Origin of the sequence: Ruegeria sp. THAF57 (assembly GCF_903914075.1) — a bacterium.
GTDB lineage: Bacteria > Pseudomonadota > Alphaproteobacteria > Rhodobacterales > Rhodobacteraceae > Ruegeria.
The window spans coordinates 372,959-391,477 of the sequence record NZ_CAIWNQ010000002.1; the positions used below are offsets into that span (position 1 = coordinate 372,959).

At 57.9% G+C, this 18,519-nt stretch carries 17 protein-coding genes; 7 read left to right on the plus strand and 10 right to left on the minus strand.

Translation table 11 applies throughout. The features are described from left to right. Nucleotides 1-28: 28 nt before the first annotated feature. Genes RUESEDTHA_RS05895 through RUESEDTHA_RS05910 form a run of 4 tightly spaced genes read right to left on the minus strand, consistent with a single transcriptional unit; the run spans nucleotide 29 to nucleotide 4,200 of the window. Nucleotides 29-1,123, minus strand: a complete 1,095-nt coding sequence (locus RUESEDTHA_RS05895) for an ABC transporter ATP-binding protein (protein WP_180885228.1) — start codon at nucleotides 1,121-1,123, stop codon at nucleotides 29-31. Nucleotides 1,124-1,126: 3 nt separating this feature from the next. After that, nucleotides 1,127-2,032 (minus strand): carbohydrate ABC transporter permease, encoded by a 906-nt coding sequence (locus RUESEDTHA_RS05900; protein WP_180885230.1) that lies wholly within the window; start codon nucleotides 2,030-2,032, stop codon nucleotides 1,127-1,129. Beyond that, nucleotides 2,025-2,897, minus strand: coding sequence for a carbohydrate ABC transporter permease (locus RUESEDTHA_RS05905; protein WP_170387762.1), 873 nt, complete (start codon nucleotides 2,895-2,897; stop codon nucleotides 2,025-2,027). The genes RUESEDTHA_RS05900 and RUESEDTHA_RS05905 overlap by 8 nt, the downstream gene beginning before the upstream one ends. A gap of 58 nt (nucleotides 2,898-2,955) precedes the next feature. Next, on the minus strand, nucleotides 2,956-4,200 hold the full coding sequence (locus RUESEDTHA_RS05910) for an ABC transporter substrate-binding protein (protein ID WP_180885232.1): 1,245 nt from the start codon (nucleotides 4,198-4,200) through the stop codon (nucleotides 2,956-2,958). Nucleotides 4,201-4,417: 217 nt separating this feature from the next. Here RUESEDTHA_RS05910 and RUESEDTHA_RS05915 point away from each other — a divergent pair, with 217 nt between their 5' ends. Further along, nucleotides 4,418-5,152, plus strand: coding sequence for a response regulator transcription factor (locus RUESEDTHA_RS05915; RefSeq protein WP_171123016.1), 735 nt, complete (start codon nucleotides 4,418-4,420; stop codon nucleotides 5,150-5,152). After that, nucleotides 5,149-6,591: a HAMP domain-containing sensor histidine kinase gene (locus RUESEDTHA_RS05920; protein ID WP_180885234.1), complete on the plus strand. Its 1,443-nt coding sequence runs from the start codon at nucleotides 5,149-5,151 to the stop codon at nucleotides 6,589-6,591. Before RUESEDTHA_RS05915 ends, RUESEDTHA_RS05920 begins: the two co-directional genes overlap by 4 nt. 4 nt (nucleotides 6,592-6,595) lie before the next feature. On the opposite strand, the gene fliP is transcribed toward RUESEDTHA_RS05920, so the two are convergent. The 4 genes from fliP to fliF are packed head-to-tail and all read right to left on the minus strand — an operon-like array spanning nucleotide 6,596 to nucleotide 9,792. Further along, nucleotides 6,596-7,327, minus strand: a complete 732-nt coding sequence (gene fliP / locus RUESEDTHA_RS05925; protein WP_180885236.1) for a flagellar type III secretion system pore protein FliP — start codon at nucleotides 7,325-7,327, stop codon at nucleotides 6,596-6,598. Next, nucleotides 7,327-7,614, minus strand: coding sequence for a FliM/FliN family flagellar motor C-terminal domain-containing protein (locus RUESEDTHA_RS05930; RefSeq protein ID WP_180885238.1), 288 nt, complete (start codon nucleotides 7,612-7,614; stop codon nucleotides 7,327-7,329). The genes fliP and RUESEDTHA_RS05930 overlap by 1 nt, the downstream gene beginning before the upstream one ends. Beyond that, entirely contained in the window at nucleotides 7,607-8,203 is a 597-nt protein-coding gene (locus tag RUESEDTHA_RS05935; protein WP_180885240.1) for an ABC transporter ATP-binding protein, read from the minus strand. Before RUESEDTHA_RS05935 ends, RUESEDTHA_RS05930 begins: the two co-directional genes overlap by 8 nt. Beyond that, nucleotides 8,203-9,792, minus strand: coding sequence for a flagellar basal-body MS-ring/collar protein FliF (gene fliF, locus RUESEDTHA_RS05940; RefSeq protein ID WP_180885241.1), 1,590 nt, complete (start codon nucleotides 9,790-9,792; stop codon nucleotides 8,203-8,205). Before fliF ends, RUESEDTHA_RS05935 begins: the two co-directional genes overlap by 1 nt. 119 nt (nucleotides 9,793-9,911) lie before the next feature. Here fliF and fliL point away from each other — a divergent pair, with 119 nt between their 5' ends. Genes fliL through RUESEDTHA_RS05965 form a run of 5 tightly spaced genes read left to right on the plus strand, consistent with a single transcriptional unit; the run spans nucleotide 9,912 to nucleotide 14,539 of the window. Beyond that, complete coding sequence (gene fliL / locus RUESEDTHA_RS05945; RefSeq protein WP_255431631.1) at nucleotides 9,912-10,409, plus strand: flagellar basal body-associated protein FliL; 498 nt, start codon at nucleotides 9,912-9,914, stop codon at nucleotides 10,407-10,409. Nucleotides 10,410-10,418: 9 nt separating this feature from the next. Continuing rightward, nucleotides 10,419-10,919 (plus strand): hypothetical protein, encoded by a 501-nt coding sequence (locus tag RUESEDTHA_RS05950; RefSeq protein WP_180885245.1) that lies wholly within the window; start codon nucleotides 10,419-10,421, stop codon nucleotides 10,917-10,919. Next, complete coding sequence (locus RUESEDTHA_RS05955) at nucleotides 10,916-11,488, plus strand: MotE family protein (RefSeq protein ID WP_180885247.1); 573 nt, start codon at nucleotides 10,916-10,918, stop codon at nucleotides 11,486-11,488. Before RUESEDTHA_RS05950 ends, RUESEDTHA_RS05955 begins: the two co-directional genes overlap by 4 nt. A gap of 43 nt (nucleotides 11,489-11,531) precedes the next feature. Continuing rightward, entirely contained in the window at nucleotides 11,532-12,401 is an 870-nt protein-coding gene (gene motA, locus RUESEDTHA_RS05960) for a flagellar motor stator protein MotA (RefSeq protein WP_180885249.1), read from the plus strand. Next, complete coding sequence (locus RUESEDTHA_RS05965; protein ID WP_180885251.1) at nucleotides 12,398-14,539, plus strand: hypothetical protein; 2,142 nt, start codon at nucleotides 12,398-12,400, stop codon at nucleotides 14,537-14,539. The genes motA and RUESEDTHA_RS05965 overlap by 4 nt, the downstream gene beginning before the upstream one ends. A gap of 48 nt (nucleotides 14,540-14,587) precedes the next feature. On the opposite strand, the gene RUESEDTHA_RS05970 is transcribed toward RUESEDTHA_RS05965, so the two are convergent. Then, the gene (locus RUESEDTHA_RS05970) at nucleotides 14,588-15,940 is read right to left on the minus strand and encodes an MmgE/PrpD family protein (RefSeq protein WP_180885253.1); all 1,353 of its coding nucleotides are present in this window, start codon (nucleotides 15,938-15,940) and stop codon (nucleotides 14,588-14,590) included. Next, the gene (locus RUESEDTHA_RS05975) at nucleotides 15,937-18,381 is read right to left on the minus strand and encodes an FAD-dependent oxidoreductase (protein ID WP_180885255.1); all 2,445 of its coding nucleotides are present in this window, start codon (nucleotides 18,379-18,381) and stop codon (nucleotides 15,937-15,939) included. Before RUESEDTHA_RS05975 ends, RUESEDTHA_RS05970 begins: the two co-directional genes overlap by 4 nt. Nucleotides 18,382-18,519 lie beyond the last annotated feature (138 nt).

Genomic DNA, 18,519 nt, shown 5'->3' on the forward strand with positions numbered 1-18,519 from the left:
CGATCCCTGATCGCGCGGCGCTTTTGTTTTAATTCAACCGTTCGCCGGTTTCCTTGGCAAAATAGGACACCTTGCTCATGTCAAAGGCAAGGTTCAGCTTCTTGCCAGCCTGCGCACGGGTTTCCGCGTGCAGACGCGCCGTGACCTGCTTGCCGCCCAACTCCGAGACCACATAGGTATCGGCCCCCGCCGGTTCGACCATATCGACCAGACACTCGGCCTCTTGCACCCCGTCACCTGCGCGGAACCCAGCCTCGGCGATGTCTTCCGGGCGCAGGCCTAGAATCACATCCTGCGGCAGCGACAAATCACGTGCATCGTCCAACACCAGTTCACCGCCGTCGCGCGCGATAGCGATTTGAGTGCCCGAGCCATTCTTACGCGCCTGCGCAGGGATCAGGTTCATCGCGGGTGAGCCCATGAAATCCGCCACAAACAGGTTGGCGGGATTATTATAGATTTCGGCCGGGGTGCCGATCTGCTGCACCACGCCGCCTTTCAGCACGACGATCTTGGTTGCCAGCGTCATCGCCTCAATCTGGTCATGGGTCACGTAAACGATCGACGCATCCAGCGTCTGATGCAGTTTCTTGATCTCGGTCCGCATCTCCACCCGCAGCTTGGCATCTAGGTTGGACAGCGGTTCATCAAACAGGAACAGCTTGGGATCGCGCACCAGCGCCCGACCCATGGCCACACGCTGACGCTGACCACCCGACAACTGGCTGGGGCGGCGATTGAGCAGAGGTTCGATCTGCAAAAGCTGAGCGACCTCTTTCAACTTGGCATCCTGCGTCGCCTGATCGACCCCGCGCACTTTCATACCGAACGTGATGTTCTTGGCGACAGTCATGGTCGGGTAAAGCGCATACGACTGGAACACCATCGCGATGTCGCGGTCCTTGGGACTGACATGGGTCATGTCATTGCCACCAATGGACAAGGTGCCGCCGGTGATTTCCTCCAGCCCTGCGATACAGTTCAGCAGGGTGGACTTGCCGCACCCCGAGGGGCCGACCAGAACCAGGAAATCACCCGGCTCGATCGAGATGTTGATGTCCTTTAGAATCTCGGTCGCGCCGTAATTTTTATATAGGTTTTGGATATCGAGGATCGGAGCCATGATTTATCCCTTCACAGAACCGGCGGTCAGACCGCGGATGAAATACTTACCGGCAACGACATAGACGAGCAGCGTCGGCAGCCCCGCGATGATCGCGGCGGCCATGTCGACGTTGTATTCTTTGACGCCGGTGGTGGAGTTTACGATGTTATTCAGCGCCACGGTCACGGGCTGCGTACCCGCCTGACTGAAGGACACGCCGAACAGGAAGTCGTTCCAGATCTGCGTGAACTGCCAGATCACGGTCACAACGATGATCGGCAGCGACAACGGCAGGAAGATTGACCAGAAAATCCGCAGAAACCCGGCCCCATCCACGCGCGCGGCCTTGGTCAGCTCGGACGGGATGGTGACATAGTAGTTGCGGAAAAACAGCGTGGTGAAGCCCAGCCCGTAGATCACATGGACAAAGATCAGGCCCGGAATGGTCCCGGCGATCCCCATCATACCAAGCAGACGCGCCATCGGCAGCAAAACCACCTGAAACGGGATGAAGCAGCCAAACAACATCAGCGAGAAGATGATGTTCGCGCCTTTGAACCGCCACTGAGCGACGACATAGCCGTTTAGCGCGCCCAGAAGGGTCGAAATCGCCACCGCAGGCACCGCGATCAGGACCGAGTTCCAGAAATAAGGCCGCAAGCCCTCGCACTGAATACCTGTACAGGCACCGGACCATGCCGTTTTCCAGGCGTCAAAGCTGACCTCGCGCGGCAAGGAAATCAGGGACCCTGTGCGGATTTCCTCAAGGCTTTTTAGAGATGTGGTCAACATCACAAAAAGCGGCATCAGGTAATACAGCGCAAACAGGCCCAGCAGGACATAGAGCAGCCAACGCAGGGCAATCTTGCCAGCGGCACTTTGGCTACGGGGTTCGGTTTGGGATTGGGGCATCGACAGATCAGTCATTTTTCGCCCTCAGCTCTGAGTAAAGATAGGGAACGACGATGGCAAAGACGACCAACATCATGATCATCGCGGACGAGGCCGCCTGACCGATATCACCGCGCGAAAACGCCATGGCGTACATGTAGGTTGCCGGCAGATCGGTCGCGTAACCCGGACCACCACCTGTCAAGGCGATGACAAGGTCAAAGCTTTTGATCGCAAGGTGGGCCAGCACGATGAAGGCCGACAGGAAAATCGGGGCCATCGAGGGGATGATGATCGCCGTATAAATGCGCCATGTGGGGATACCATCGACCTGCGCGGCCTTGATGATCTCACCATCCACGGACCGTAACCCGGCCAGAAACAGCGCCATGACGAAGCCCGAGCTCTGCCAGATCGCAGCCATGACGATGGTGTAGATGGCGTAGTCGGGGTTCACTAGCCAGTCGAACTCGAAGTTTGTGAACCCCCAGCCCTGCACCATGGATTCGATGCCCAACCCCGGATTCAAAATCCACTTCCACGCCGTACCGGTCACGATCATCGACAGTGCCATCGGATAGAGGTAGATCGTGCGGATCGCCCCTTCGACGCGGATCTTCTGATCCAGCAGGATCGCCAGCAACAGGCCCAACACCATCGCGATCACGATGAACAGCGCGCCAAAGATATACAGGTTGTTGATTGCCGTATCCCAGCGGGGCGAGTCGAACAGGCGTTCATACTGGATGAAGCCCTTGATTTCGTATTTCGGCAGCAATTTCGATCGGGTTAGCGACACCCAAGCCGTCCATCCGATAAAGCCGTAGACAAAAATCAATACGGCAATGAACGACGGTGCCAGCACCACCTTGGGCAGGTGGTTTTCCAGCCATTCGGACATTTTTTCCTCCGGGGAAAGATGCTCTGCCCCGTCAGTATAAGGGGCAGAGCGTATTGGATCAGTAGCTGTTTGCCACTGCGTCCGCCAGTTGCTGAACCGCGTCAGCCGAGGACATTTCCGAGTTGAAATGCGCGGTTACAACATCGGTAATCGCACCAGACTGCGACCCACGCAATGCCATGCCATGCGCATAGGACGGCAGCAGTGAACCGCTGGCCGAGGTCGAGCCCATGTCTTCGGCCGACAGGTTTGCGCAGATGTCAAAGTCATCCAGCGCCACGTCGGTCCGTGCCGGGATCGAACCTTTGTTCAAGTTGAACACTTTCTGAAAGTTCGGCGCGACGATCAGCTTGGCCAGCAGATCCTGACCCGCTTTCTTGTCATCTCCGTCGACGTCGAACATGGCGAAACTGTCTACATTGTACAGGTAGCCGTCACCGGGCGTCGACGCGCACAGGAAGTCCTCACCCGGTTTTTTGCCAGCCGCCAGAAACTCACCTTTGGCCCAGTCTCCCATGATCTGAAAGGCCGCTTCGCCGTTCATCACCATGGCCGTCGCCAGGTTCCAGTCACGGCCCGAGAAATTTTCGTCCACGTAACCACGCAGGGTCCGCATCTGGTCAAACACCTGCACCATTGTGTCCGAGGTCAGCGCCTCGGGGTCCAGATCAACCAGCGCTTTTTGATAGAACTCCGGTCCGCCGATGCCCAGCAGAACAGCCTCAAACACGGTCGCGTCCTGCCAGGACTGACCACCATGAGCCAGCGGGATTACCCCCGCATCCATCAGCTTGACTGCAGCCGCGTTGAACTCGTCCCACGTGGTCGGCATCTCGATGCCATTGGCGGCCAGAACGTCCGCATTGGCCCAGATCCAGTCCACGCGGTGAACGTTCACAGGCGCGGCACACCATGTGCCTTCGCACATCATATGACCCGCGATCGAGGCGGGCAGAACATCGGCCCAGCCTTCGGCTTCGGCAACGGATGAAATATCGGCCAGAACGCCTTCTTCATACCATTCCTGAATCGCCGGGCCCTTTAGCTGAACAGCCGTTGGCGCGTTCCCGGCCAGAACACGGGCACGCAGGGCTGTCATTGCAGCATCACCGCCGCCACCAGCGACCGGCATGTCGGTCCAGGTGCCGCCGTTCGAGGCGAATTCTTCCTGCAGAACAGCCACCGACTTGGCCTCACCACCCGATGTCCACCAATGCAGAACTTCGGCCTCGGGGCCCGCCAGCACCGACGATCCGGCCACAACCGCCATCGTCGATACAGTGGCAAATGCAAAACGCTTCATTTTCTGTCTCCTCCCTGAGAACTCACTGGCTGCCGCAGCAGCGATAACGGCCATACTGGTGTTCGGGTGCCCTCTGGCAACGTGAAATCCGCGTCAAACAGCTGCGATGGTCCAAATATTCACCGCTTCTGTTACAGCGTGTTACGTTGACATTGAATCTGTTTCCGTTCGTTACAATTGATGACGCCAGGAGGCAGAGCACGGGAGGACGAATACAGTGAGCATTCCGCGGCTGTTGGTGGTCGATGACGACCCGGACATGCGGTCAATGATGACCCAGTTCCTGCAGCAAAACGGCTTTATCGCCCTTCCCGCCAGTTCCGAGGCTGAAATTCGCGCGCATCTGAACGCGGGCCGCATCGACCTTATTCTGCTGGACGTCATGCTGGGCGATGAGAACGGCGTTGAAATCTGTTCCCGGCTGCGCGCCGAACAGGACGTGCCGATCATTCTGGTATCCGCTTTGTCGGCAGATCACCAACGAATGGCGGGGTACGAGGTTGGGGCCGATGACTACATCGCCAAGCCGTTCAATCCTCAACTCCTGCTGGCCCGCGTGCGCGCAGTTATGCAACGGGCGCGCCGGACGCCTTCTTTAGCCTATCGCCGCCGAACCCGAAGTTTCCGGTTCGACGGGTGGCTCTATGACGGTAAACGGGATGAAGTACATTCGCCCGAGGGATATTTGGTTGCGCTGTCCCAACGTGAAACGGCGCTGCTGAAGGTTTTGCTGGCCAATCCGCATATACCACTGAAGCGCGACGAAATCGTTACCGCGCTGGACGTAACCGGCGATTCAGACAAGCCAGAGGCGCAAGGACGGGCCATCGACATGCTGGTTGGTCGCTTGCGGTCAAAGATCGAAGCCAATCCGAAGGACCCACAGATGCTTCGCACTGAGCGCGGCGTTGGATACGTATTCGCCGCAGACGTTTCGGTACAGGAAGAATGACGTTGCGCCTGCGCAACCTCGGCTGGATCTGGGCGGTATCGGCGTTTGCCGTCGGAGTGCTCTGCGCAAGCCTGTGGTTCGCGTCATCCCGCGCCTGGACTCAATTCCTGACCCGCTCTTTTGTTGCTGGGTTTACGATCTATGAGGACCTGCGCACCGGAAAGGTTTCATCCCCAGAGTATTCAATCACGCCCCTGTCGCCCGAAAACGCGGCGCTTGCAGAGAGAGGTGAATTCAATCGCATTCCGGGTTTCTCGAACCGCCGCTATGTAACCAACCTGTCGATCCTGACCGGCAGTTCATCCCCACTGAGTGGGCGGGAACTGACGCTGGCCGTCCTGTCTGACCGGTTGGTCTATCCGGTGTCCGATATCGTTTCGGGCAGCGATCAGACCGGACCCGAAAAGATGGGCAACCTGACCAGACTGCTGGCGACTTATTGCAGTGAACCAATCGTGTTCGCGCAATTCGGGCGGGGGCCGTGGTACCAAGTGGATGGAACGAACATCTGGGGATGCCGGGCCGCGCCCGCCGACCTGAGATTGCCGGCAATCCTTTTGGGCGTTGTCGCGCTGGCGGTGATCATGACGTCGGTCGGGAACGCGTCGGACGCGTTCAGCCGGTTTTCCCACGCCTTACGAGAGCGCCAACGGCGCGGCGGCCCTGACAGTTATGACACGAGCGGCCCAGCTGAACTGCAGGACATCGTATCGGCCGTAAACGCACATCTCGAAGCGGAACGCGCGCAACTGGAAAAACGTGCGACAGTTCTGTCCGGAGTCAGTCACGACCTCGGAACGCCCGCAACCCGTGTCCGGCTGAGGGCCGCCCTGATCCCCGATGACGAGCTGCGCGAAAAGCTCGAGGCGGATGTGGACCAGATGACAGGGATGATCGAAAGCGTCCTGACCTACACGCGGTCTGAACTCAGCGTTGAAGAGCCGCGCCAGATTTCACTGACCGCTTTGGTCGAAGCGGTCGTCGCTGATTATCAGGATATGGATCTGCCGGTAACCTTGCAAAAGGTCGATCCGGTGGCGGTGCAGGGCGCGCCTTCGGTCTTCATGTCCCGCCGGGGACAAGGCAGCCTGCCCGAGACACGGCGTATGCTGGTCATGGGACGCCCGATTTCCCTGAAACGTGCCTTGACCAATCTGATTGACAACGCTCTGAAATATGGCCGCCATGCCGAGGTGCAACTGGAAACGGATGCGCGCACCGCAACCATCACAATTCAGGATAAGGGCACCGACCTGTCCGTTTCGGATATCGAAAATCTGATGACCCCGTTTCGGCGTGGATCGAATACGGGATCGTCCGATGGTTTCGGGCTGGGGCTGACGATTGCCGCGACAGTTGCAGAACAGCACGGAGGCGCGCTGAGTTTCGAGGCCGGTGACAGGGGCCTACGCGCGTGCTTGCAGATCACCCGGCAATAACAGGTCAGGTCATATAGCTGCGCACCAACGCACCTGCGATCAAGGACCAGCCATCCGCGATAACAAAGAATGCCAACTTGAACGGCAGCGATACTGTCGCTGGCGGCACCATCATCATGCCCATAGACATCAGCACCGCAGCAACAACCAGATCGATGATCAGGAAGGGTAGGAAGATCAGGAAACCGATCTGAAATGCCCGCGCGATTTCGGACAACATGAAGGACGGCATCAGGATCGAAAGCGGTGCTTGTGGCGACAAGGCAATCGCCTCTCCTTCGGGGCGCAAGGCGGCCATCGCATGAAAAGTATCCGGATCCAGCCGCGCCGCCATAAAGCCGCGAAAAGGTTGCAGGGCGCGCTCAAGCGCCGGTTCCACATCCAGTGTTTCATCGATCATTGGGCGAATGCCGGTTGTCCAGGCTTCGGTAAAGACAGGCTCCATAATGAAATAGGTGAGAAACAAGGCCAGGCTCACGATCAGCATATTGGGCGGAGATTGCTGCAATCCGATACCTTGCCGCAGAATGGCCAGAACTGTGATCAGAAAGGGAAAGCACGTGATCATGATCGCCAGACCGGGCGCAAGGCTCAGCACCGTGATCAGAAGGATCAACTGGATTGTCCGCGCCGAGATCGAGCCGCCCTCTCCCAGCGAGAGCGACAGCTCTTGCGATGCCGCCAGCGAGGGCATCAAAGATACAGCGGCGACGGCCACCCAAAGCAGCAAGCGCATCAACCGATCCCGTTCTGCAAGTCCGCAATCTCGGTCAACCTCACGGCTAGCTGACCTGCCTGATCGCCCTCCATCTCTTCCAACAGTCCGCGCGCCACCAAGTGATCGCCAACATACAAATCGACAGGGTCTTCGATCCGCTTGTCCAAGGTCAGCACCGCATTCTCACCCATGTTCAGCAAATCCCGGATCAGGGGGCGCGCGCGCCCGACCGAGACCGTGACCTCGATCGGCACCGAATCGAACGGGCTGGATTTTTCGGGTTTTGGGGTTTGGTCGTCACTCATTGCTCAATGCCTCTTTTGCCTCAAAAACATACGCGTCGAATGCGCCTGAGATCGTTGCAAGCAGGGCGCTGCAATCTACCTCACGTTGGAAAACACCGACCTGCAAGCGCGCTTGACCGGGCTCCAATGCCGGGTCTTCAATCACCTGGGTCGCGGAGGACAGACTCTCTGGCACCATGCTCTCCAACTCGGGCGCGCACCCTTCGGGCACAAAGACCTGCATGGGCTGCCCGATGTGATCACGCGCGAATTCGGTCAACTGTTCGACCAACCGGGCCGCAAAACCCCGATCCAGTGTTTCGGGCAATACGGTTCGCATTAGACTCTGGAACATCGGCTCCAACGACGTGGACATCCGTGCAATCGCTTCGTGGTATGTGAAGGACATATCCTCAAGTGATTTAGCCAGAGTTGCAGACGCCTCGCCACGGTCCTGTTCCCGCGCCTGAAGCGCGTCTTCCCATCCTGCGCTATAGCCTTCTTCGAACGCAGCCAGCCGCATTTCTTCCAGCGCGTCGTCATCCAGCAGGTGCACCTTTCCTGTTCCGGCATGCAGGGTAAAATCTTCCAGAAGGTGAGCAATCGACATCAGACCCGCTCCTCCTCTTCCTCAAGCCAACTGCGCAGGATTTCGACAGTCTCTTCCTGCTTGTCGCCGATCATCGCCCGCAGCCGGTCCACCGGATCAGCGATGGTTGCCGCGGCGAGTGCCGGTACATTGCCTGCGGGCGCCTGCCCTTCAAGCGGTGCGAAATTGCCGCTGTCCCCAGTTGCGATCTCACCGATCAAGGCAGCCTCTGGCTCGGTCGGCTGGGACGCAGGCAACAACGTGGTCGCCTCGGTCGGCTTCGTTAGGATTGGGCGGATCACGAACAGGCCCAAGACCAGTGCGACAACCGCCAGAACAACCATCTGAATCAACGACATCGCGTCCAAATGCACTTTTTGCCAGATCGATGCAGACGCCAACGTCCCCTGTGGTTCAACCACCGGGAGGTTCAGGGACTTTAGTGTAATCACGTCGCCACGCTCTGCGTCGAAACCAACCGCCGAAGCCACCAATTCTTCAAGAGCATCTAGTTCTGCCTGCGGCATCGGTTCGAAGCGTTCCACCCCAGCGGCATCCACCGCGCGAGTTCCGTTCACCAGAACGGCGACAGTCAGTCTTTTGATCGCCCCCGGTGCATTGTGAATCTCAAGCTCTGTCTCTGAAACCTCATAGTTCACACGTTCGCGCGTTTGCGTCGCGTTCGAGTTCGACTCATCACCACCCGCGCCGTCGCCATCCGGCAGGTTCGACGCCACAGTTACATCCGCCGATTGGTTCCGCGCACTGTCCGAGCGCTCCTCGACATCCGTGCTGATCGCGACCCGACCGTTGGGATCAAACCGACGTTCGCGAATGGATTCCGTTTTGGTCACCGTATCAACGCTGACCTCAACAACTGCGTTTCCGGCGCCGACTCGAGCTTCGACAAGGCGCAAGACCCGCTCGCGCAACTGGCGCGACTTATCATCAGCCGTGTCCGAGGCAACAGCATTATCCTGCGCGCCAATCACGGCCCCGCTGGAATCGATTACCGCCACATTTTCAGACGCAAGCCCACTTACGGCCGAGGCAACAAGAAAGCGGATCGCCTTGGCCTGATCCGCTGTAATATCCGCACCCGAAGAAACCAGGTAAACCGACGCTGTTGGCGCGATGCTGCGTTGAAACGGATTGGTTGATCCATTCGCTATGTGCACACGCGCCTGACTGATATGCGGGCCGCCAACGATGGTCCGGGCCAGCTCACCTTCTTTTGCGCGCCAATAAGCAGCATCGAACATCTGCGACGTCGTGCCAAAACCGCTGAGCGAATCCAGAAGCTCGTATCCCTGCGTTCCGTTGGCGGGCAAACCCTCGCTCGCCAGTGTCATGCGCAGTTCGTCCCGCTGCGACCCCGGCACATAGATCGAGCCGCCCCGAATCTCATAGTGAACGCCACGCTGTTCCAGCGATCGGACGATATCCCCCGCCGCGCTACTTTCCAGCCCGGCATAGAGCAAGGTCATCGACGGTGCCGTCACCAATCGCGACATCGCAAGGACGCCAAAAAACACCAGCACAACCGCACCGGCAAGGATGATTTGTTTACGCCTGTCCAAATTAGCCCAGACAGTTCCGATCTGCTGCACGCTCACCTCCGACTCGCCGACATTCTGCCCAGCGCATCCCTTGTTTGGACGATTGCCCTTAACAATCGGTTAGTCCCTGCCGGGTTATGACGATTGCTGAACGGATGAATGAGGACGTCATGACCGACGCGACCGCAGAACAGGCAGAAACCCCGAAAAAATCGGGGAAAATGGGACTGATCATCGGCCTGATTCTGGCGATGATCGGCGCAGCAGGTGGGTATTATCTGACCACCTCGGGGGTGCTGCCAATTGGGACCAGGACCAGCACGCATGAGGCCAAAGAAAAAAAGGAAAATACGCCCGGAATGGCGCTGCCCGATGTTGGCTTTGTCGATCTTCCGCCAGTGATCGTTTCGGTAAATACAGGCACGTCCCGCCATTTGAAATTTCACGCTCAGCTTGAGGTGGATTCTGAATTCCTGGGCGATGTCGAAAAAATGAAACCGCGAATCATGGACGTTCTGAACGGATACCTGCGCGCGGTCGAAATCTCAGACCTCGAAGATTCGCTGGCGCTGATGCGTATCCGCGGGCACCTGCTTCGACGCATCGGAATAGTCGTCGGAGAAGATCGCGTGCGCGATGTCCTCGTCATGGAATTCGTACTGAACTAGGAGGCGAAGTTGGAACTGATCGCAGATATGTTGCTTGTTGCGGGGGCCCTTGGTGCGGGCTTGTACTGCTTCGTTCTGTCCCGGCGCCTGAGGCGTTTCACCGATCTGGAAAAAGGGGTCGGCGGCGCGGTGGCTGTCTTGTCGACGCAGGCGGATGAGTTGAAGAAGTCACTGGATTCAGCACGTGCAGCGTCTGACAAATCCGGCGATGACCTGAAGGTTCTGACACAGAGGGCAGAAACAGTTGCGCAGCAGTTGGAATTGATGATGGCGTCGATGCACGACGTCATCTCGGAAGAACCTAAACCCGAGACCCCCACCAAAACAGAAGCCGAAACTGCGCCAGAGGCCCCAGAGACAGAGACTGCACCAGAAGTGGCTCCGAGTGCTGAGGCCTCAGACGATGAAATGGATGACGTACAGAAACCAGAGCAAGACAGCCCCGCCAAACGACCGGTTGGCCTGATGTTCATGCGGCATGGTCGTAGTCGGGGCGAGGTCACAGGATGAAGCGCAAACCTGCCAATCGCCCCAAAGGCGGTGTTCTTGCAGTGATATCTGCTTTGATGGTCGGATCGGCCGCGATTCGAGTAGGACTTGAAGCCGGACCTGCCCTCGCCAAAACGACCGAACCAGCGGCATTCGAGTCCAATAAAACTCAGGTAGACCAGCCCGGGGCACAGGAACTTCTGACCGCGCTGTTGCGCCGCGAAGAAGCGTTGAAAGACCGTGAGGCGGCGTTGCTGGTAAAGGAAAAGGCTCTGGGCATTGCGGATCAGGCTATTGAGAACAGGTTGGTCGCCTTGCAGGAGGCCGAAGAAAACCTGCGCGAAACGCTGGCCTATGCCGAAAAAGCCGCCGAAACCGACCTGACACGCCTGACTGACGTTTATCAAAGCATGAAGCCGAAAGACGCCGCAGCCTTGTTTGAAACGATGGACCCGAAGTTTGCGGCGGGTTTCCTGTCGCGCATGCCATCCGATGCGGCAGCGGGCGTTCTGGCCGGGCTCAGCCCCGAGGCGGCTTATACGATCAGTGTCATCATGGCCGGTCGAAACGCCTCCGCCCCGCAGGAATGACCTGAAGCTTACTACCCGCCTTTGACTCTGCTGGAGATCACACATGATCGGACTAATCGGAATTGTCGTCATTTTCGTCATGGTATTCGGTGGCTATCTGGCTGCTGGTGGCAAGATGGCAATTATTTTGAAATCGCTGCCGTTTGAAATGATGATGATCGGGGGGGCGGCTGTCGGTGCTTTTCTGATCAGCAACGACATGAGCGCTGTGAAACACACCGCCAAGGACATCGGCAAAGTGTTCAGGGGCCCGAAATGGAAGCCGGAAGACTATCGCGATCTCTTGTGCCTGTTGTTTTCCCTGATCCGAATTGCAAAGGCCAATCCGGTCGAGGTGGAGCAGCATATAGAGGACCCCGAAAATTCATCTTTGTTTTCGGCCTATCCAAAAATTCAGTCAGACAAAGAAGCCGTTGATCTGATTTGCGACACGATGCGCTCTGCGTCGATGAACTATGACGATCCGCATCAAGTCGAAGAAGTGCTGGAAAAGCGGATGGAGGCGAATTTTCATCATGCCATGCATTCCAGCCACGCCCTTCAAACGGTCGCTGACGGCCTGCCCGCACTGGGGATTGTCGCCGCCGTTTTGGGTGTGATCAAGACAATGGGGTCCATCGACCAGCCACCCGAAGTTCTGGGAAAGCTGATTGGCGGCGCCCTTGTTGGGACATTTCTTGGTGTTTTCCTGGCATATGGTCTGGTCGGACCCTTCGCCGGCAAGCTGAAAGCCGTGGTTGAAGAGGACAACCATTTCTACCAGCTGATCAGGGAAGTGCTGGTCGCCAACTTGCACAACCACAATCCTGCAATGTGTATCGAGGTTGGGCGTCAGAACACGCCCACCCACAACCGGCCGGGTTTCTCCGAGCTTGAAGACGCGCTGAAAGAGCTCAAGCAGGCGGCGGCATGATCAGAGCAGCAATACTTGCCGTGGCCCTGATGGCAATTGCTTGTGCGGCTGTCGCGCAGGATGTTCCGGTTCGGTCAGGTGAACACGAAGGTTACACGCGGCTGGTGGTACAAGTGCCCACGAACACGGGCTGGACCCTTGCGCAGACCAAGAATGGCGCACGCCTGAGCGTTGCGTTGGATGGCGTGAAATTCGATACCCGCTCGGTCTTTCGCCGGTTGACGCAAAATCGTCTGGCGGCGATTTCACAGAGCACTCCGGGAGGAGCGCTGGAGATGCAATTCGGTTGCGACTGTGTCGCGTCTTCGTTTTTGCACAACAAGACAATGATCGTGGTGGATATTGCTCCGGCGGCATTGCTCCCGGAAATCAGCGGTGACATCCCATCCCCGCTGCTGCCCAAAGCTATCCCGGCGCAAAACCCGCTGAAGCAAACACAACTGCCGGAGGCGTTGTCGCTGCCACTATTGAGCTTGAATGCGCAACAGTTTGAAAGCCAGTTATCGGCCCGGTTGCTACAGGGTGCCGATCGCGAACTCGTCGATCTCAAGATTGCTCCGGTTGGGCCCAGAGCATCCATCGCGCAAGAGCCTGCGCTTGCACCGATGGATCTGGACGCAAATATCACCGTGACTTCGGTTTTGGATGAATTGGATGAATTTCTGGATGCAGGCATTATCCCGAATGAACGCCAGCCTCAGTGCCTGTCCAGCGCAGACCTAAGCTTTGGGACATGGGGCGGAACGAACCCGTTTCCCGAACTGGTGTCAGCGCTCCGGTCAGCAGTGTATCAGGAATTCGATACCCTCGATGAAACGAAAGTATTGGAATTGGCAAAGCTATACGCGTCCCATGGGTTTGGCGCAGAAGCGATTCAGGCATTGGGCTTGTTGGGCCGGAATTCGCCTGAATCAGAACGCATCAACGCGATCGCGCAGTACCTTGATGACGGCCAGGTTTCAGGGTCAAACCCGTTCAAAGGCCAGCAGGGGTGCGACAGCGACGCGGCATTGTGGGGGGTGCTGACCGAAGGGAATCTATCGGATGATGTTCGGTTGAAGACGGTGGAACAGACCTTCCAGCGCTTGCCAAAACATCTACGGCGTCAGGTAGGCCCTGCCTTGGCCGAGATTTTGACTGAAGGTAAGGAAGTGGAGGCCGCCCGGCGCGTATTGCGGACGGTTGACCGGGTCTCGGACTATTCCACGGCAAGCGCGTCGCAGGCCAAGGCGACCGTCGCAACGGTGGAGGGCGATGGAGAGCGCGCCGAAACACTTCTGAGGGACGTCCTCTCTTCTTCGGACACAACGGTAGAGGCTCCGCTGGCCCTTGCACGACTTGTCGAGAAACGGTGGCTCGACAGAGGCTCTGTTTCTGCGAAAGAAGTCGAATTGGCCGCCTCTTACGCTGTTGAATTCCGAGGTTCAGAGCTTCAGCCCACGACCCAGCGCACCCATGCAGTTGCACTAAGTCTGAATCATGAATTTGATCAGGCGCTGAACCTTCTGGGGGAAATCCCCAAGGACACGGAGGATGAGGTGGCATTGAACCGGGTCACGCAAATGCTGGTGGAACGTGCAGATGACACGACTTTTTTGCGCCGCACGCTGATAATGTCGAAAAGAAACGCCCACGCCCTGTCGACAGAAACCGCCGTCGCTGTTGCAACCCGATTGGCATCGCTTGGTTTTGCGGGCCCGGCCCATTCCATGGCAAGTCGAATTCAAGACAAGACGCAAAAATCGGATCGCGCGCGTATTCGGGCACAATCTGCCTTGCAGAGTAACCGACCGCATCAGGCGCTGCTTGAACTGGCTAAAACCCCGTCTACGGATGCTGTTGATCTTAGGGCACAGGTGTTGCAGGCGACCGGCGACTTCGCTGCCACGGCCAACGTGTTAAGGGCTTCGGATCAGCACGAAGCGGCTAACAGATTTTTCTGGCTGGCCGATCTCAATGACGAAGTGGAAACTAAACTTGACGATCGGTATAGCCAAGTCAGCCAATCCACTCAGTTCCTTTCGCAACCGTTGACCCGCAGCCCGGACAGGCCCTTGGCCGATGCCAGGGAACTCTTGCAGCACAGTGCCATTACCCGACGGGAGATTGTTGCGCTCCTGTCGAAAGTGGCTGAATGACCTTGGAGGAATTGAAAAATTCTCTTTGTTAGAGCCTTTTTCGATCAATTATCGAGTAACCGGGTCAAAGATTAGTTGTGCCAAATCAGAATAGCGGCTTGTCGGTTCACACCATCCTAAAATGGTAGTTCGGATGGCATTCGCCCTTCGCTCACCCACCACAGGCGCGGCAAATTCTGTGTATTTGGCAATTACGTCTTCGCGTTCAAAGGGTACTTCGGGACCGCCGCGTGCGTGCACATCGCCCGAATCCAATTTTCGCCCATCTGTGGTCCGGATGCTGACATCCGCCCATCTGCCTTTCGGAAATCGCTCAGCGTGGCGCTTTGACTGAGAGGTATGGATGCGCGTCATGAACTCGGCAACAGACGGGTCCACCAGGCCATCCCCTGAAATATGTTCGACCCCGATCCGTCCGTAAATTGCCTGAACCGCAACGGCAAAGGGCAGGGAATACTGCGCCTGTGACGTCGTTTCCGGCATTCCCCCAAACAGGCACACAGCCTCATCAAAACTGTTGATCTGGATGGATAGAATTTGTTCGTGCGTCAGATCATTCGACACCATGACCGCGCGAACCGCATCAATTGCCGCGTGCGCCCAGCGGCAGATCGGATAAGGTTTTACATATTGGTGTTCGACCTGCCAGAACTGACCCAGATCAGCCCAATGAGATGCCGCAGACTGGGCTTCGATCGTGATGGCCGGGGCGCCGGTAAATCCCTTTTCGGCCAGAACAGCAGCGGACAGTCCAACCAGCGCCCCCCAGCCAGAGCCGTCGTGCAGCATCGTTGGATTCGCAATTTCCCGCATCATCTGACTGCGCGGGCCGTGATACTCGGCGATCCCCATGGCCTGTCGCAATTGTTCCCGTGTATGCCCCCGCAAGCGCGAGGCCATTGCCGCCACACCCAGCGCGTTCCACGCGCCCGATGTATGATAATCGTCGACCGAGGCGTGCAGCGACAACCCGGCGCGCCCGGCAACCTCATACCCGGTGATCACGGCAGCCAGCGCCTCGGGTCCGCTCAGGTCGGGGCAATGCTCGGCGAGGGCGACAAGCGTGGGCAAGACGACAACGCCGATATGCCCCTTGGTCGGGTTGTACCCGTCATGCCCGTCCAGATTGTCGGTTTGGGTCGCCATGGCATAGGCAGCCCCTGCCATGCTGACCCGCCGCCCATCGAACATCATACGCGCGCTAAAATCCTCCTGCGTGCTGGCAAACAGCACTGACGCTGTTTCACGAGCGATCACCCCCGCCTCCATCGGACCAGAGGCGATCAGGATACCCATCGTGTTCAGCATCATCAGCGAGGCTGCGTCCATCGCGCTTTGCGGCATCTGATCCGCAGTCCGGCGCAGTGCAAAATCCGCGACCTGATCGAACGTCCCCGTCATTTTACCGGTTCCGCCACAGGTTGCCTTATGTCCCGAAGACGCAGACCTGACGGATCAAATGGCGGCTCAGCCAAAAGCGTGGCTTTGTGCGGTTTGCCTAGGATGAAAATACTCACCGTATCTCCGGGCTGCGCGACCTTGGGGTTGGCATAACCGATCGCCAGAGACTTCCCTACACTGTAGCCGAATGCGCCAGAGGTCACCCGACCAACCGGCGTTCCATCCGGGGTAAATATTGGCTCACCGCCGGATGCATCGGCATGGGTTGCCTCCACTTCAAACATCGACAGAACCTCACGCGGGGTATTGTCTTTGACAGCCACATACGCGTCCTTGTGCAAAAAGTCCTTGTCCAGCTTGATCAGCCCAGCCAGCCCAACTTCTTGCGGCCAATATTCCTGAGAATACTCCCGCCCCCAGGAACCGTATCCCTTTTCAATCCGCAATGACCCCAACGCGCGGCCACCAACCGGACCACCCCCCAAGTCCTTCGCAGCCCCTAATAGCGCTGTGTAGAGCCTGATTTGATCTTCTTCGGCGCAATGAAGCTCCCACCCCAGGTCACCGGTAAAGCTGACACGGATGGCCAGACAGGGCACACCCGCAACCTCGATCCGGCGGGACCGTATAAAACGGAACCCTTCGTTTGACAGGTCCGCATTCGTGAGGCGCTGTAACAGGTCACGCGACTTTGGCCCTGCCACGTTAAAGCCCGCAATGCGGTTCGTTGCGACTTCGAACGTCGTACGTTGGGGCAGGTCGACCATGTTGAAGAACCGTTGGTGATAGCGTTCTGCCATGCCCGAGCCGATCATCATGAACGCGCCCTCGTCGGTTTTGGTGATGGTGAAATCACCCGCAACTCCGCCGCGCACCGAGATCATGGGGGTCAGACAGGACCGCCCGATTTCGGTCGGCACCCGGTTGGCGACCAGACGCTCCAACCAATCATACGCGCCGGGTCCTTTGACGACGTAGTTGGCGAAGTTCGAGATGTCGATCACACCCACATGGTCACGCAACATCTGCGCCTCGCGGCCCACAGGTTCCCACCAGTTCTGTCGGGTGAAACCGTTGGTGTCGGTCACACCGGGTTGGTCGGCAAACCAAAGCGGATGTTCCCAACCGCAGTTCAGACCAAAGACACAGCCCATGTCCTTTTGCATATGATAGGCCGGGCGCACACGGGCGGGGCGACCCGCGCTGCGTTCTTCATTCGGGAAATGGATGGCGAAACGGTGCGTATAAGCGTCTTGGACCCGCGCCTTGGTGAATTTCTTGTCGGCCCAGTCGCCAAATCGCGCCAGATCCCACGCGAACATATCGTATTGCGGCTCGCCCTCGATCATCCACTGCGCTGACAGCAGGCCAAGACCGCCCGATTGCGAAAATCCGGGGATGATCCCGGTGCAGCAGAAATAGTTCTGCAACTCGGGCACCGGCCCCCAGATCGCATTCGAATCCGGCGACCAGATCATCGGGCCATTGATCACCCGTTTCACACCTGCGGTCGCGGCGACTGGCACACGTTCGGTGGCACGAATGACGTTTTCCATGATCCGGTCCAGATCGTCGGGGAACAAATCATGGGCAAAATCCAGCGGCGTTCCGTTTTCGGCCCAGAACTTCATGTCTTTCTCGTAGGCACCGATCAGCAACCCGTTGCCTTCCTGCCGGAAATAATACTCACCATCCCTGTCGGCGATGGATGGCAGGCGGCGGCCCAAGGCTGCGACCTCATCAATTGCTTCGGTGACGAAATACTGATGCTCGGTCGGTTGCAAAGGCAACTCGATCCCGGCCAGCGCCGCAACTTCGCGCCCCCAGAGACCGCCTGCATTGACCACCCACTGTGTGTGGATGTCCCCTTTCTCCGTGCGCACGATCCACGAGCCGTCGGGTTGCTGTTCAGTGCCTAATACGGGGCAAAAACGCTCAATCGTGGCACCCATCGCGCGGGCGCCGGCAGCGTAGGCGTGGGTCACGCCGGAAGGATCCACATTGCCACCATCAGGTTCGAACATGATGCAGCGAATGTCATCGAACTGTGCCAGTGGGTGCAATTCCATCGCTTGTTCGCGGCTAATCTCGTGGAAGTTCAGGCCGTAGAACTTCGCCTTGGCCTCTTGCAGACGCAACTGGTGTTCGCGGTCCTCGGTCTGCGCCAGATAGAGCGAGCCGGACTGGAAAACGCCGCAGCCCTGCCCGGTTTCCTTCTCCAGTTCTTTATACAGGTTCATCGTATAATGCTGGATGCGGGTGATGTTGTTGTTGTCGTGCAGCCCGTGGATATTGGCCGCCGCGTGCCATGTGGACCCGCTGGTCAGTTCATCGCGTTCCAGCAGGACAACATCGGTCCAGCCGAGCTTGGCCAGATGATACAGGATCGAGCAGCCGACCAGCCCCCCTCCGATCACAACGGCTTGTGCGTGGGTTTTCATCGGCGTGACCTCCTGCTGGCGCGCGAATAAACTCTTACCAGAAAGTCAGCCACAGGTTCCGGGGGCCTTATGTTCTGTTCCCGACGCAGAATGTCGGGAACAGGTAAGTTCTGCCTCGAATAATTCTCAACCAGAGTT

What these genes read in the sequence shown, in the direction of transcription:
- RUESEDTHA_RS05965 (WP_180885251.1), top strand. Translation starts at nt 12,398, where the DNA reads ATGATCAGAGCAGCAATACTTGCCGTGGCCCTGATGGCAATTGCTTGT.
- fliP (WP_180885236.1), bottom strand. Translation starts at nt 7,327, where the DNA reads ATGCGCTTGCTGCTTTGGGTGGCCGTCGCCGCTGTATCTTTGATGCCC.
- RUESEDTHA_RS05955 (WP_180885247.1), top strand. Translation starts at nt 10,916, where the DNA reads ATGAAGCGCAAACCTGCCAATCGCCCCAAAGGCGGTGTTCTTGCAGTG.
- RUESEDTHA_RS05930 (WP_180885238.1), bottom strand. Translation starts at nt 7,614, where the DNA reads ATGAGTGACGACCAAACCCCAAAACCCGAAAAATCCAGCCCGTTCGAT.
- RUESEDTHA_RS05900 (WP_180885230.1), bottom strand. Translation starts at nt 2,032, where the DNA reads ATGACTGATCTGTCGATGCCCCAATCCCAAACCGAACCCCGTAGCCAA.
- RUESEDTHA_RS05910 (WP_180885232.1), bottom strand. Translation starts at nt 4,200, where the DNA reads ATGAAGCGTTTTGCATTTGCCACTGTATCGACGATGGCGGTTGTGGCC.
- RUESEDTHA_RS05975 (WP_180885255.1), bottom strand. Translation starts at nt 18,381, where the DNA reads ATGAAAACCCACGCACAAGCCGTTGTGATCGGAGGGGGGCTGGTCGGC.
- motA (WP_180885249.1), top strand. Translation starts at nt 11,532, where the DNA reads ATGATCGGACTAATCGGAATTGTCGTCATTTTCGTCATGGTATTCGGT.
- RUESEDTHA_RS05905 (WP_170387762.1), bottom strand. Translation starts at nt 2,897, where the DNA reads ATGTCCGAATGGCTGGAAAACCACCTGCCCAAGGTGGTGCTGGCACCG.
- fliL (WP_255431631.1), top strand. Translation starts at nt 9,912, where the DNA reads ATGACCGACGCGACCGCAGAACAGGCAGAAACCCCGAAAAAATCGGGG.
- RUESEDTHA_RS05970 (WP_180885253.1), bottom strand. Translation starts at nt 15,940, where the DNA reads ATGACGGGGACGTTCGATCAGGTCGCGGATTTTGCACTGCGCCGGACT.
- RUESEDTHA_RS05895 (WP_180885228.1), bottom strand. Translation starts at nt 1,123, where the DNA reads ATGGCTCCGATCCTCGATATCCAAAACCTATATAAAAATTACGGCGCG.
- RUESEDTHA_RS05935 (WP_180885240.1), bottom strand. Translation starts at nt 8,203, where the DNA reads ATGTCGATTGCTCACCTTCTGGAAGATTTTACCCTGCATGCCGGAACA.
- RUESEDTHA_RS05920 (WP_180885234.1), top strand. Translation starts at nt 5,149, where the DNA reads ATGACGTTGCGCCTGCGCAACCTCGGCTGGATCTGGGCGGTATCGGCG.